At 73.8% G+C, this 14222-nt stretch carries 13 protein-coding genes; 10 read left to right on the top strand and 3 right to left on the bottom strand.

Translation table 11 applies throughout. The features are described from left to right. The 3 genes from ACFRMQ_RS07305 to ACFRMQ_RS07295 all read left to right on the top strand — a co-directional run. The coding region (locus ACFRMQ_RS07305) for a serine hydrolase domain-containing protein (protein ID WP_380727906.1) at positions 1–972 on the top strand (972 nt) is incomplete at its 5' end. 411 nt (positions 973–1383) lie between these two features. Next, entirely contained in the window at positions 1384–2217 is an 834-nt protein-coding gene (locus ACFRMQ_RS07300; RefSeq protein WP_380727904.1) for a GNAT family N-acetyltransferase, read from the top strand. Continuing rightward, the gene (locus ACFRMQ_RS07295) at positions 2214–3107 is read left to right on the top strand and encodes a lysophospholipid acyltransferase family protein (protein WP_380727902.1); all 894 of its coding nucleotides are present in this window, start codon (positions 2214–2216) and stop codon (positions 3105–3107) included. Before ACFRMQ_RS07300 ends, ACFRMQ_RS07295 begins: the two co-directional genes overlap by 4 nt. Before the next feature lie 121 nt (positions 3108–3228). On the opposite strand, the gene ACFRMQ_RS07290 is transcribed toward ACFRMQ_RS07295, so the two are convergent. Further along, complete coding sequence (locus tag ACFRMQ_RS07290) at positions 3229–4779, bottom strand: MFS transporter (protein WP_380727900.1); 1551 nt, start codon at positions 4777–4779, stop codon at positions 3229–3231. A gap of 235 nt (positions 4780–5014) precedes the next feature. Between ACFRMQ_RS07290 and ACFRMQ_RS07285 the strand changes: the two genes are divergently transcribed. The 4 genes from ACFRMQ_RS07285 (at position 5015) to ACFRMQ_RS07270 (ending at position 9512) form a co-directional block, all read left to right on the top strand. Beyond that, positions 5015–5692 carry a TetR/AcrR family transcriptional regulator gene (locus tag ACFRMQ_RS07285; protein WP_380727898.1) on the top strand — a complete coding sequence of 226 codons (678 nt, stop codon included), beginning with the start codon at positions 5015–5017 and terminating at the stop codon, positions 5690–5692. Positions 5693–5852: 160 nt separating this feature from the next. Further along, the gene (locus ACFRMQ_RS07280; protein ID WP_380727896.1) at positions 5853–6278 is read left to right on the top strand and encodes a hypothetical protein; all 426 of its coding nucleotides are present in this window, start codon (positions 5853–5855) and stop codon (positions 6276–6278) included. Positions 6279–6495: 217 nt separating this feature from the next. Beyond that, positions 6496–7494: a YdcF family protein gene (locus tag ACFRMQ_RS07275; protein ID WP_380727894.1), complete on the top strand. Its 999-nt coding sequence runs from the start codon at positions 6496–6498 to the stop codon at positions 7492–7494. Between the two features lie 494 nt (positions 7495–7988). Beyond that, the gene (locus ACFRMQ_RS07270) at positions 7989–9512 is read left to right on the top strand and encodes a PHB depolymerase family esterase (protein WP_380727892.1); all 1524 of its coding nucleotides are present in this window, start codon (positions 7989–7991) and stop codon (positions 9510–9512) included. 113 nt (positions 9513–9625) lie between these two features. Here the strand turns inward: ACFRMQ_RS07270 and mca are convergent, their stop codons facing one another. Continuing rightward, a complete protein-coding gene (gene mca, locus ACFRMQ_RS07265) occupies positions 9626–10531 on the bottom strand; it encodes a mycothiol conjugate amidase Mca (protein ID WP_380727890.1) in 906 nt (301 codons plus the stop codon). A gap of 169 nt (positions 10532–10700) precedes the next feature. Between mca and ACFRMQ_RS07260 the strand changes: the two genes are divergently transcribed. From ACFRMQ_RS07260 to murQ, 3 genes are all read left to right on the top strand, one after another. Further along, entirely contained in the window at positions 10701–11348 is a 648-nt protein-coding gene (locus ACFRMQ_RS07260; RefSeq protein WP_380727887.1) for a TetR/AcrR family transcriptional regulator, read from the top strand. A 123-nt stretch (positions 11349–11471) separates the two neighbouring features. Next, a complete protein-coding gene (locus ACFRMQ_RS07255; RefSeq protein ID WP_380727885.1) occupies positions 11472–12152 on the top strand; it encodes a DUF6445 family protein in 681 nt (226 codons plus the stop codon). 295 nt (positions 12153–12447) lie between these two features. Next, on the top strand, positions 12448–13353 hold the full coding sequence (gene murQ / locus ACFRMQ_RS07250) for an N-acetylmuramic acid 6-phosphate etherase (RefSeq protein WP_380727883.1): 906 nt from the start codon (positions 12448–12450) through the stop codon (positions 13351–13353). A gap of 106 nt (positions 13354–13459) precedes the next feature. On the opposite strand, the gene ACFRMQ_RS07245 is transcribed toward murQ, so the two are convergent. Beyond that, positions 13460–14110, bottom strand: a complete 651-nt coding sequence (locus ACFRMQ_RS07245) for a TetR/AcrR family transcriptional regulator C-terminal domain-containing protein (protein WP_380727881.1) — start codon at positions 14108–14110, stop codon at positions 13460–13462. Positions 14111–14222: the final 112 nt, after the last annotated feature.

Below are 14222 nucleotides of genomic sequence, written 5' to 3'. Positions count from 1 at the left end.
GCCCGCCGCTGGGGCGCCGGGCGCGCGCCGCCCCCGGCCGGGCTCCACCTCTTCTGCTCGCCCCGCTACGCGCTGCTCGGCGCGCTGGTGGCCCGGCTGCGCGGCGAGCCCTGGGGCGAGGTCCTGCGCCGCGAGGTGCTGGCCCCGCTCGGCATGGACCGCACCACCCTGCTGCCCGAGCACCCGCACGCCGGGGGCTTCGCCGTCCACCCGTGGGCCGACGTCATGCTGCCCGAACCGCTCACCGACACCGGCCTGATGAGCCCGGCCGGCCAGCTCTGGTCCACCGGCGCCGACCTGGCCCGGTGGGCGGCCTTCCTCGCGGCAGGCGACGACAAGGTCCTGTCCGCCACCACCCTCGCCGAGATGCGCCGACCGGTCATGGCCCCGGACAACGACGCGTGGACGAGCGGCTACGGCCTCGGCCTGCAACTGCACCGCCACGAGGGCCGGCTGCTGTTCGGGCACACCGGCTCGATGCCCGGTTTCACCGCGGGGCTGTGGATCAGCGAGGCCGACGGTCTCGGCGCGTACGCCCTCTCCAACGCCACCAGCGGCGGCAACACCCCGTCGCTGGCCGCCCGGTTGATCGCGCTCACCGCCGAGCTGGAGCCCCGGCTGCCCGAACCGTGGCGCCCGTCGGCCGAGGCGGTGGACCCGGAGCTGCTGGAGATCACCGGCCCCTGGTACTGGGGCGCCGCGCCGGCCGCCCTGCGGCTGCGGCCCGGCCGGGTCCTGGAACTCACCCCGCTCACCGGCGCCGGCCGGGGCTCGCGCTTCCGGCCCGAACCGGACGGCACCTGGACGGGCACGGAGAACTACTACGCGGGCGAGACCCTGCGGGTGGTCCGCCACCCCGACGACACGGTCAGCCACCTCGACGTCGGCTCCTTCGTCTACACCCGCGAACCGTACGGCCCGGCCGGTGCCGTCCCGGGCGGGGTCGACGCCGAGGGCTGGCGGACGTTCTGACCGCGCGTCGAGGGGCGTGACGGCACCACGGTGCGCGACGGCGTCCGAGGGGCGGGCGTCCCGGGGCGCGATGGCATGAACCCCCCGGATCGCGACGACAGGGGCGTACGCCGCAACCATGGGCGTGCGCCCCCGAAGACCAGGGGCGTACGGTGCGCCCGTACGCCCCTGCGGTCCGTGTTGTCCACCCCCGGCAGACGAGCGGCGGGTGCCGGGCACGTGACCGGCGCGCCACGGGTGGTCCCATTCAACAGGTGCACATCTGCGCTCCCCCGGGCCGCAACATGAATGCCAACCGGCTCGGAGAGACATACGGGGACCGGTTCGCGTCCTTGCCCTACCGCCTGCGGACCGGGACGGTGCCCTGGTGATCCACGGCACCGCCGATCGTGCTGCCCTGGAGGGTCTGCCATGACCACCGTCCCCACGTACGCTCCGTCCGCAGTCGCCCCCGCCCACAACGCCCCGGCGGTGCCCGCACCCCGCCCCCGGCCCGCCGCCTACACCGTCTCCCTCGCCCGCGACGAGGACGACGTGCGGGCCGCCCAGCGGCTGCGCCACCAGGTCTTCGGCGCCGAGCTCGGCGCCGTCCTGCACAGCCCGGTCGCGGACCTGGACGTCGACCCGTTCGACGAGTACTGCGACCACCTGCTGGTCCGCGAGGGCGAGGACGGCGCCGTCGTCGGCACCTACCGGCTGCTGCGCCCCGAGGCCGCCCGCCGGGCGGGCCGGCTGTACTCCGACGGCGAGTTCGACCTCTCCGCACTGGCGCCGGTCCGCCGCGGCCTGGTCGAACTCGGGCGCTCCTGCATCCACCCGGACCACCGGGGCAACGGCGCCGTCATCAACCTGATGTGGGGCGGCATCGCGCGCTACCTGGCGGACACCGGCAACACCTGGGTCGGCGGCTGCTGCTCGATCGATCTGACGGACGGCGGAGCCACCGCGGCCCGGGTCTGGGACGCCGTCAGCGCCAAGCACCTGGCCCCCGCGGAGTACCGGGTCACCCCGCACCGCCGCTGGGACGCCACCGGGGTGCCGCGCGCCGAGCGCGGCCCGCTGCCGGCCCTGCTCCGCGGCTACCTGCGGCTGGGCGCCTGGGTCTGCGGCGAGCCCGCGTACGACCCGGACTTCGACTGCGCCGACCTGTACGTGCTGCTGTCGCTGGAGCGCACCGACCCGCGCTACCTGCGGCACTTCCTGTCCGGGGTGCCCGCCTCGGGCACCCCGGGCGCCTCGTCGTGAGCGTCTGGCTGCCCACGGCGACCTGCCGGCCCGAGACCTGCCTGGCCGAACCCGCGCCGGAGGTCTCCCACCCCCGGCGGGCGCTGCGGCTGACCGGCTGCCTCGCGGCGCTGCTGGCCGGGGTCCTGCTCGGCGTGCCGGTCCGGCTGTTCCCGTACGACACCCGGATCCGGCTGGTCCGGCTCTGGGCCCGGGTGGTGCTGCACACCCTCGGGGTGACCGTCCACCTCACCGGGCCGAGCCGGCCGGGGCGCGGGGTGGACGGCGGGGTGGACGGCGGGATGGGTGGCGGGATGGACGGCGGGATGGGTGGCGGGATGGGTGGCGGGGTGCTCGTGGTGGCCAACCACGTGTCCTGGCTGGACATACCGCTGCTCGCCGCCGGGTGCCCCGGCCGTTCACTGGCCAAGACCGAGGTCCGGCGGTGGCCGGTGCTCGGCCCGCTGGCCGCCTGGTGCGGCACCGTCTTCCTGGACCGCGACCGGCTGCGCACCCTGCCGGACACCGTGGCGGCGGTGGCCGAGGTGCTCCGCTCCGGACAGCCGGTGATCGTGTTCCCGGAGGGATCCACCTGGTGCGGGCGGGAGAGCGGCCGGTTCCGGCCCGCGTTGTTCCAGGCGGCGGTGGACGCGAGTGCCGACGTCCTGCCGGTGACCATCCGTTACCGGCTGGCGGACGGGCGGCCGACCAGCGTGCCCGCCTTCATCGGGGACGACGGACTGCTCACCTCGCTCGCCCGGGTGGTCGCGGCCCGCGGGCTGGTCGCCGACGTGACCTTCCTGCCGCCGATCCCGCCGCCCGGACCGCCGGTCGGGCCGCGGCCCGACCGGGCGGGCGCCCGGCGCGAACTGGCCCACAGGGCACAGGCGGCGATCGAAGGCATCCGCTGACGGGCCCGCCGACGGTGCGCCGGGCGCGGGTGTCGGGCGCGGGTGTCGGCCGGGCGAGCGGCCGAACGGACAGCCGGGCGAGCGGCCGAACGGACAGCCGGGCGCTCGGGCGAGCGCCCGGTCAGGCGGAGCGGGCCCCGGCCGGCTCCGCCGGGCACGGAGGGGCGGCCTCCGACGGGACGATCGGGCGCGCCCGGCCCAGCAGGACGGCGACCAGGACGGCGGTGACCGCGAGCGCCAGCGCCCCGCAGCGCACGGCGAGGTGGATGCCGTCGACGAAGGCGCCGTCCACCGCGTCCTGGAGCGGAGCGGGCAGTGCCGCGGCCGCGTCGCCGGCACCGTGCCCCGCGCCGGTGGGCGCGTCCGCGATCGGGCCGACGGCGTCCGACGGGACGCCGAGCCGGTGCAGGGCCGAGGTCAGCTGACTGGTCATCCGGTTGGTCAGGATGGCGCCGAGCACCGCGATCCCGAGCACACCGCCGAGCTCACGCAGGGTGTTGACGGTCGCCGACGCCATGCCGGTCTGTACCGGGGCCACCCTCCGGAGCACCGCGACCGAGACCGGGGTGAAGGTCAGTCCCATCCCGAAGCCCATCACGACCAGCGTCCACAGGTACTCCGGGTAGTGGGCGTGGTCGCCGTAGAGCGACAACCCCCCGAGGCCGAGCGCGCACAGCGCGAGGCCGGACACCATCGGCGGCCGGGGGCCGTACCGGGCGGCGAGCCGGCCGGACAGCGGGCCGGCGATCACCAGCATCGCGGTCATCGGCAGCCCGCCGTACCCCGCGCCGGACGGGGACCAGCCGAGCACGCCCTGCATCATCAACGGCAGGAAGAACAGCGCTCCGAACATCCCGAAGCTCACCATGAATCCGCTGAGCAGCGCGCCGCACAACGCGCCGTCACGGAACAGCCGCAGTTCCAGCATCGGCTCGGCCAGCCGCAGTTCGAGCAGCAGGAAGCCGGCCAGCAGCGCCAGGGCGACCAGGCCGCAGCCGACCACCCGGGGGTCGGTCCAGCCCCGCGACGGGCCCTCGATCAGGGCGTAGACGAGGAGACCGAGGCCCGCCGCCGAGAGCGCGAACCCACCGAAGTCGATCCGCCGAGCACGCGGTGGGATCTCCGGCAGGACCTTGGCCGCGAGCACCACCCCGGCCACGCCGATCGGCACGTTGATCCAGAACACGCTCGCCCAGCCGAGGTGCTCGACCAGCGGGCCGCCGATCACCGGACCGACCGAGAGGCCGATCGCGGACACCCCGGACCACACGCCGATGGCCTTGGCCCGTTCGCGCTCGTCGGTGAAGACGTGCCCCAGCAGGGTCAGGCTGCCCGGGGTGAGCAGCGCGGCCCCGACCCCCTGGACCATCCGGGCCGCGACGAGGACCCCGATCGTTCCGGCGAGTGCGGCCATCGCCGAGCCGGCCGTGAACAGGCCGAGCCCCAGCACGAACATCCGGGTACGGCCGTGGCGGTCACCCAGCGCGCCACCGGTCAGGACGAGTGCGGCGTAGACCAGGCTGTAGCCCTCCGCGACCCACTGGAGGCCACTGATCCCGGCGTCCAGCTCCTGCCCGATGCGGGGCAGTGCGACATTGACGACGACGTTGTCCAACATGGCCATGAACATGGCGACACAGAGCGTCAACAGCGCCAGCCGCTTCCGGCGCATGCTCGACTCCCCCATGGAGATCCCTCCCGATCGCTCGCCCCTAACAGCGTTAGGGCTCGATGTGACACGCACAGAGTGCCCCTAACACCGTTAGATCGCAAGTCGTATCCGCGACCTGGGGGTTCGCCCCCGGACCGGGTCGTGGCACTGTTGGTCCACCGGACTGTTGATCCGCCACACTGTTGATCCGCGAACCGCACCGGTCCGCCCGACCGCTGGAGGCCTCCGCACCGCCATGCCGGAGAACGACGACGCGACCCCCGCCCTCACCCGGGAGGCCCTCACCCAGGCCGCGCTGCGCGTACTGGAACGGGACGGCCTGGACGGGCTGTCGATGCGCAAGGTCGCCGCCGAGGTCGGCGTCAAGGCCGCCTCGCTGTACTGGCACGTCCGCAACAAGCAGGAACTGCTCGACCTGCTCAGCGACGCGCTCCTGGCGTCGGCCGAACCCCCGCCGCGCCAGGACGACTGGCGGTCGGAACTGCACGAGTACTGCTCCCGCTACCGCCGGCTGCTGCTCGACAACCGCGACGCCGCGAAGGTCGTCGCCGGCCGCCTCGCCCCCGGGCCGTGCCTGCTCAACCTGATGGAGGACCAGCTCGACCGGCTCCGCTCCGCCGGGTTCTCCGACGCCGACACGGCCATGGCCAGCTACCTGCTGGGCGCCTTCGTCCAGGGCTTCGTACTCCAGGAGCAGTCGCCGATCTCGGCCGCCGAGGTGCTCGGCACCAGCCGCCGGGAGATCGCCGACGCCACCGGGGACGTCTTCCGCCGCCTGCCGACGGAGGCCTACCCCAACCTCGCGGCCCTGGCCGACCACCTGACCGGGCCCGACATGGACGCCCGCTTCGAGTTCGGCCTGCAACGGATCCTCGACGGCCTCGCGGCCCTGCTGCCGCCGGAACGGCGCTGACCCGCCCCGGCCGATCCCGCCCCCGCCCGCTCCCGCCCGCTCCCGTCCCCGGTCGTTCCATCAGCCGATCGTTCCCGTGGCCGCCCGACCTGCGGCAACGCTCCGACAACCCGGTACGATCATCGCCGAGTCAAGGACGGGCACAGCACGAGGCGGGGGCATGGCCAAGGACCGGGCAGCAGCACAACCGACCGGCCATCAGCCCGGGGGCCCGACACCGGTCCCCGGCGGGCAGATCGGTCTGGTGGAGGGCGCCGCCCGGAAGTCGATGGGCTGCCTCGGCGAGCTGGTCTTCGAATTCGTCGGCGGAATCGCGCTCCTCGCCCTGACCACGGCCTCACTCGCGGGAGCCTTCTTCCTCGCGCGGGTGCTCCACGAGGCCAGCCCCGCCGGTGCCTACGCCCTCGCCGCCCTCGGCCTGCTCGGGCTCGTCCACGGCATCCGCCACCGGCGCAAGCCCAGGGAGCAGCGCACCAGGATCGGGCGGATCACCGCCGCGGTGACCGGCGCGCTCGGCCTCTGGCTGATCCTCTGCGTCGGATTCGCCTCCTTCGACACCGCCTTCGGGCTGGATCTCGGGATCTGACGCCGGGGCACGCTCGCCGGGCCGGTCGGAACGGCCCAGGAGGAGTTCACCCGGTGCCCGGGCTCCACCCTCTCCACGAGCCCTACGCCCAGGGACTGTTGGACGTCGGCGACGGTCAGCGGATCCGCTGGAACGCCTCCGGCAGCCCAGGGGGCAAGCCGGCCGTGGTGGCGTCCTGGACCGAGGAAGGCTTCCCGAAAGCCCTACCATACGACGCATGATCGCCTACGTCCCAGCCGCCGTGTTCTTCCTGCTGTTCGGGATCGGGGTGCTGCGCGACCGCCGCCAGTTCAGCAACGCCGTCCTGCTCGGCATCGCCGTCTCCCTCCTCACGCTCCCCGTGCTCGCCGAACTCAACAAGGCGCCCAACCTGGTGGTGGAGATGGTGGCCGTGGCCATCATCCTGCTGCCCGCCCTCGGCACGGTGGCCCTGGTCTGGTTCCTGCTCGCCAACGGCATGACCATGATCCGCAAGGAGGGCCGACGACCGGCCAACCTGCTCTCACTGCTCGCCGGGCTGGGCATCCTCGGGGTCATCGGGCTGCTGATCGCCGCCGTGATCGTCCACTCGCGGCAGCTGGCCGCCCTGGCGGGCACTGCCGTCCTGGTGGTCGGCTACATCTCCTTCCTGTTCACCTGCTTCGTCGGCTACGCCTTCCTGTACAGCCGCCACCGGCCGCGCGGAAAGGTGGACTTCGTCGTCGTGCTCGGCTCCGGGCTGATCGGCGGCGAGCGCGTTCCGCCGCTGCTGGCCAGCCGGCTGAACCGGGGCCGGGAGGTGTACGAGGAGCAGGCCGCGCGCGGCAACCCGCCGGTGCTGATCACCTCCGGCGGCCAGGGGCCGGACGAGAAGCTGCCGGAGTCCCACGCGATGGCCGACTACCTGGTCGAGCGCGGTTTCCCCGAGGAGCACATCGAGCGGGAGGACCGCTCGCGCACCACCGAGGAGAACCTCCTCTTCAGCAAGGCCATCATGGAGCAGGCCAAGCCCGACTACCGCTGCGTCGTGGTCACCAACAACTTCCACGCCTTCCGGGCCGCGCTGCTCGCCCGCCAGACCGGCGTCAACGGACACGTCTTCGGCTCGCCCACCGCCCGGTACTACTGGCCGAGCGCGACCATTCGCGAGTTCGCCGCGATCTTCCTGTCGCACAAGCTGGTCAACTTCGGGATCTGCGGCTTCCTCGCCCTCTGCGGCGCGATCGCGGCCCTCTGAACCACCCCAGGCCCGTCCACCCCACCGGGCCCCGGAACTCCCCTGGCCAGCCCCGGTCGCCGCGACGGAAGCGGCGCCCGGGGCTCGCCCGTTCCGGCAGGAACGCGACGGCTGCCAGGCGAGGGCGGCCCCGGGCGGGGTGTCAGGCCGCCGGGAGGGGTGTCAGGATGGCGCAGGGTCGTGGTGGCGTGCGCGTAGAGCTTGCCATTGTGGGTGGCCGGCCTTCGGCGCACTCGCCGGTGGTCATGGGATCAACCTGCCCGTTCCGGCCGTGCGCCTCAAGTGCGTTCCCGCGTACGGCGGGTACGGCGGGTACCGCAGGTACGGCGGGTACGGCCTTCGATGGAGCACGCCACCGACGGCGCCCGAGGGCCATGGCGGCCCGCGACATGCCCTGGCGGCGGACCCCGGATGACCGCCACATGGCCCCGGGGCGACGAGCGCGCCACGCTGCACGGAGCCAACCCCCACTCCTCCCCCGCCCAGGAGCCTCCATGCCACTGCGCCCCACCGCCGCGGCACTGCTCGCGGTCGCCGCCCTCACGCTCCCCACCGCCGTGCCCGGCTCGGCCGTCGCCTCCCCCACCGCGACCTCCGCCACAGCGTCCGCCACGGTTCCGGCGCCCGCGCCGGCGCCCCTGGCCGCAGGCGTCTCCGCCGACGCCGCGGCCGGTGGCTTCCAACAGGTCACCGGGTTCGGCACCAACCCGGGCAATCTCTCGATGTACACCTACACCCCCGCCGGGCTGCCCGGCGGCGCTCCCCTGGTCGTCGCGCTGCACGGCTGCCTCCAGAGCGCCACCGACTACTACCGCGGCTCCGGCTGGACCAAGTTCGCCGACCAGTACGGCTTCGCCGTGGTGTTCCCGCAGACCAGCAGCGCCAACAACAGCCTCTCCTGCTTCAGTTGGTTCGACGCGGGCAAGGACGCCCGGGGAGTGGGCGAAGCCAAGTCGGTCGTCGAGATGGTCGCCAAAGCCGAGGCCCTGTACGGCTCGGACGCCCACCGGGTGTTCGTCACCGGGCTCTCGGCCGGCGGCGGGATGGCCGCCGATCTGCTGGCCGACTACCCCGACGTGTTCGCCGGCGGGGCGATCGACTCCGGTCTGCCCGCGCACTGCGCCGCCACCCAGGCCGCCGCCGCCGGCTGCCAGAACTCCGACCAGGGGCTCACCCCGGCACAGTGGGGCGACAAAGTCCGGGCCGCGTACCCGGGCTACACCGGACCGTGGCCCAAGGTGGCGATCTGGCAGGGCAGTTCCGACACCGTGGTCAAGCCGGTGAACGCGACCGAACTGCGGGACCAGTGGACGAACGTCCAGGGCATCGGCCGACAGCCGAGCAGCACCAGGAGCCTTCCTGGCGGCACCGCCCAGGAGCTCTACACCGGCCCGAGCGGGCAGCCGTCCGTGGCCCTGTTCACGGTCAGCGGGATGGGCCACGGCCTGGCGGTCCACCCCGGCTCGGGGGCCGACCAGTGCGGGGCCACCGGCGCCTACTTCCTCGACACCGTCTGCTCCGGCTACTACACGGCGCAGTTCTGGGGGCTGGACGGCGGATCCGGCCCCACCAGCCCCGGGCTGCCCGCGCCGACCGGGCTGACGGCGACCGCGGCGACCGGCTCGGTCGCCCTCGCCTGGCGGGCCGTCAGCGGTGCCGCCTCGTACCAGGTCTTCCGCGACGGCGCCCAGGTCGGCAGCCCGACCGGGACGGCCTTCACCGACGGCGGGCTCACCGCGGGCACCACGTACGGCTACACCGTCGCGGCGGTCGATGCGTCGGGGGCGGTCGGCGCCCGGTCGGCGGCGGTACCGGCGACCACCACGGGCGGGGGCACCACCCAATGCTTCACCGCCGACAACTACGCCCACGTCCTGGCCGGCCGTGCCACCCAGAGCGGCGGTCTGACCTACGCCGCCGGCTCGGGCCAGAGCATGGGGCTCTGGAACACCTTCGTCACCCACACCCTGAAGCAGACCGGCCCGGGCTACTACGTGCTCGCCGACGGCCAGTGCTGACCGGGCGACGGCCGAGGCTACGCGCCGCACCGCGCCGCCGGGCGGCCGGGTACCGCGCAACGCCGTAGCCACCCGCTCGACGACGGCCCTCGCCACCGCGCCCACCGTACGGATCATCCGGCCCCCACCTCCTCCCGGAGCCCGGCGAAAAGGTCGGTCTCGATCCCGCCCGGGCCGGCCGCCGTGCCGGGCCCCGGCAGCAGGCTCCGGGCCAGGTGGTAGTCCTCCGTCGGCCAGACCTCGCGCTCGATGTCCCGCGGGTGGGCCATGAATGCCACGCCCGGCCGGACCTGGGTGGCGTGGGCCAGCAGCGCCGCGTCCCGCACGGCGAACTGCTCGGCGCACGCTATCCGCGTGGTGGTGGCCAAGGCGGGCGCGGAGTCCGGCCAGTCGGCGAGCACCTGCCCCATCCCGGAGGGGACACCCCGTTCCGTCATGGCCTCGTGCATGGCCTGGAACCAGGCTCTGGAGAGCGCCAGGTGGTAGTAGAGCTTGGCCACCTGCCAGGGTTCACCCGGCTCGGGGTGGCGATCCCCGTCGGCGGCGGCCTCCAAGGCCGCCACGGCGACCCGGTGGGTCATCACGTGGTCCGGGTGCGGGTAGCCGCCCGTCTCGTCGTACGTGATCACCACGTGCGGACGGAACTCCCGGATCAGCGCGACCAGCGGCGCCGCCGCGAGTTCCACCGGCCGGGCCGCGAAGCATCCTTCCGGGAGCGGTTCGCCCGGCCCGGGAAGGCCGGAGTCCACGAAACCGAGGAACCGCTGGCGCACCCCGAGGATCTCCCGGGCGAGCGCCATCTCCTCGCGCCGGACGCGGGCGAGGTCGGCCCGGACCTCCGGCCCGTCCAGGGCCGGATTGAGCACCGAACCGCGCTCGCCGCCGGTACAGGTCGCGACCAGGACGTCCACGCCCTCCGCCGCGTACCGGGCGAGGGTGGCCCCGCCCTTGCTGGACTCGTCGTCGGGGTGCGCGTGCACGCTGAGCAGGCGAAGGCCTTCGGAGTGACGGGTGAACACGGGCACCTCCAGGTGTGGGTGATCGGGAATCGAACGGCGGTCGGCCCACCGTTCCCCGAGCCGCCGGGGCGACCGCGCCGGCCACCCGGAGAGAACTTAGGACGGACACAGTGATTGGGTCAAGCATAATTACTGTGCTCGACCCATCGAACCGCGCTACACTCCCGTCATGACCGACACCGGGGCCATCCCGAACCTGCGCGAGCTGAACAAGCGCCGCACCCGCGAGGCGATCTCGCACGCCGCGACCAGGCTCTTCATCGAGCGGGGCTTCGACCGGACGACCATCGCCGAGGTGGCGGCCGCCGCCGGCGTCGCCAAGATGACCGTCACCAACCACTTCCCGCGCAAGGAGGACCTCTTCTTCGACCTGCACGAGGAGCTCGCCGGCCGACTCGCCGAGGCCGTCGCCGAGCGTGCGCCGGGCGAGTCCGCACTCGCCGCGCTGCGCCGCGACTGCCTGGCCGGGCTCGACCGGCAGGACGCCCGACTCGGCTTCTCCGGCTCCGCCTTCGCCCGCACCGTCGTGGACAGTCCCGCCCTGTCCGCCCGACTGCGCGAGCTGCACGAGCAGAGTGAGACGGCCCTCGCCGAGGCGCTGGCCGAGGCGGTGCACGAGATACCCGTCGGCTTCGAGTGCCGGGTCGCCGCCGCACTGCTCGCCGCCGTCGACCGGTCGGTCTTCGCCGAGGTGTTCCGCCGAACCCTCGCCGGCGAGGAGCCGACCACGATCTCCGCCGCGGTCCGCCCCTCGGCGGTGCGCGCCTACGGCCGCCTGGAGGGCACCCTGGGGGGCTTCGCCGTCCGGACGTCCTAGCGCACGCCGGAGCGCCGCGCTCGCGACCGGACGCCCGACGATCCCCCACGTCAGACCACCCTTGACGAAAGGTTGACCTGCTCACGGCAGAAGATTGACGATCACCGCCTCTATGGTCGGCCCATGCCCTCACAGCCCATCAGGCCCACCGCCCTGCCGGTCCTGCCCTACCGAAAACCCACCCGGGGCCGGGACTACTGGGTCCTGGACAACGTCCTGCCCGACCCGGACACCGTCCGGGAGCGTTGTCTGGTCCGTGGGGAATGGACCGAGGGCTACCCGTACCGCCCCGAGACCTGGCCCGGACTGCGCACGATGCCGGGCCTGGAGCCCACGGAGCTGGCCCGGGTCGAGTCACTGGTCCGCAAGGCCACCGGTGCCTCCCGGCTCTGGGTGCAGGGCACCCCGGGCGGCGGCACGCTCAATCACAACTGCGTCCAGGTCGTCGGCTCGGGAGAGTCGGAGTCCCGCCCGCACACCGACTCCCGCGCGCTCTGTCGCTACGCCGCCGTCCTCTACCTCAGTCCGGGCGCCCCGAAGGACACCGGCACCAGCTTCTACCGCCAGCAGTTCCCGGGCGGCCGCCTCGGCGGCAACCTGGTCAACGCCCCGCACAACAACCTGGTCGAGGCACTCGGCACCCGCCATGTTCCCGCCGACCACTTCACCGAGGACGTCCGCGTCCCCAACCGCTACAACCAACTGCTGCTCTACCACGCCAATCTGATCCACAGCGCCACCGGCTACTACGGCACCGAGCTGGCGGAGCGACGGATGACAGCGGTCTTCTTCTGGATGGCCTGACCGCCCGGCCGGCCTGATCTCCCGGACACTCCGACCACTCGGACTGTCCGACCACCCGGACGGTCCGACCACCCAGCGCCGGACACCGACCTCCCCGATCCGGGGGAACGCCCGCAGCAGTTCACCGATCCGCTCCCGCGCGCCCTCGGCCTCCTCCCGCAGGCGCCGAAGGTCACCGCGCCGGCGGTCGAGCAGCAGCTCGGCTCCCTGGCCGAGCGCCGTCTCCGTCCCAACCCCACCCCACCCCCCCCGCTTGCCCGGATTCGGGCCCCTCGCCCCTGGGGAGGCTCGGCGCATGAGCCACGACGCCGTACCCGCGACCGAGACCGTCCACCGCGACTGGGCCGAGATCGACCGGCTGCCCACGGTCGAGCTGCTCCGTCTGATGAACACCGAGGACCGCGGCGTGCCCACCGCCGTCGCCGGTGAGTTGGAGCGGATCGCCGCCGTGGTCGACGCCGTGGCCGCCCGGATGGCGCGCGGCGGTCGGCTGGTCTACGCCGGCGCGGGAACGGCCGGACGGCTCGGTGTGCTGGACGCCGCCGAGTGCCCGCCGACCTTCGGAACCGACCCGGCACTGGTCGTCGGCCTGATCGCGGGCGGGCGCCCGGCCGTCACTGCGGCCGCCGAGGGCGCCGAGGACCGCACCGACCTCGCCGAGGCCGATGTGTCCGCCCTCCGGCTCGGCCCCGCCGACACCCTGGTCGGCGTCTCCGCTTCCGGCCGCACGCCCTACGCGTTGGCCGCCGTCCGGACCGCACGGGGGGCCGGGGCGCTGACCGTCGGGCTGGCGTGCAACCGGAACTCGGCGCTGGCCGCGGCGGCCGAGCTCGGCATCGAGGTGGAGGTCGGCCCGGAGGTGCTGGCCGGGTCGACCCGGCTCAAGGCGGGTACGGCACAGAAGCTGGTGCTCAATCTGCTGTCCACGGCCGTGATGGTCAGGCTCGGCCGGACGTACGGAAATCTGATGGTCGACCTCCGTGCCACCAACGACAAGCTTCGCGACCGCGCCCGTCGGATCGTCGCCGAGGCGACCGGCGCCGATGAGGAAGCGGTCGAGCGCGCCCTGACCACCACCGACGGCCGGGTCAAGGACGCGATCCTGACGCTGCTCGCGGACGTGGACGCGCCCACCGCCGCCCACCTGCTCAAGGCCTCGGACGGACGACTGCGCGACGCCCTCCGCCACGCCCGGACGTAGCACGCGCCCCCACCAGCCCAGACCCCACCACCATCCGGGCTCACACCGCCACCCGGGCCCACACCGCCGCCCGGGCCCACACCGCCACCCGGGCCCACACCCCCACCTACGCCTCCGCCTGTCCCCCGGCCGGACCCTCCCGCGCGATCTCCGCCCGGAACCCCTCGATCAGCACCCGCAACCCGTACTCGAAGTCGGCGTCGTGGTCGGTCATCCTCAGCACGTCGACCGCCTCGCGCAGCAGCGGCAGTTCGCGAAGCGCCTCGTCCGGGAACGGCGGCCGGTCCCGGTCCGCGACGTCCTGCCGCCAGGCCTGCTCCTCGGTGACCCAGCCCATGATGTACCGGTCGACGGTCAGCAGCAGTCGCAGCGCCGTGCGCGGGCGCAGCCCGGCCCGGCACAGCGCGCTCAACTGGGCCTCGACCGCCGGGAGTTCACCCTCCGTCGGCAGGGTCCCGGCATGCACCCGGGCGCCGTCGCGGTAGGCCAGCAGGGCGTTCCGCTTGGCGCGGGCGTCGGCGGCGATCCACTCGGGCCAGTTCCGCGGATCCGGCTCGCGGTCGGGCGGGAGCGCCTGGGCGAGCATCTCCTCGGCCATCAGGTCGAGGAGTTCCCGCTTGTTCCTGAAGTGCCAGTACAACGCCGGCGACTGGACGCCGAGCTCTCGGGCGAGCCGACGGGTGGTCAGCCCGTCGATGCCCTCCTCGTCGAGCAGCCGCAGCGCGGTGCGCACCACCTCGTCGCGTTGCAGCGCCATCCGATCGACCTCCCGAACCGTTCGCTTGCCAGGCGCACCTTATCGCCGATAAGTTCCCGAACCGGAATTTATCAGCGATAAGGAAAGCCGTCGTGGCCACCGCCGACGGCCG

It is taken from the genome of Kitasatospora sp. NPDC056783 (genome assembly GCF_042789895.1).
Classification (GTDB): Bacteria; Actinomycetota; Actinomycetes; order Streptomycetales; family Streptomycetaceae; genus Kitasatospora.
This window is presented reverse-complemented; position numbering and strand designations above follow the sequence as displayed.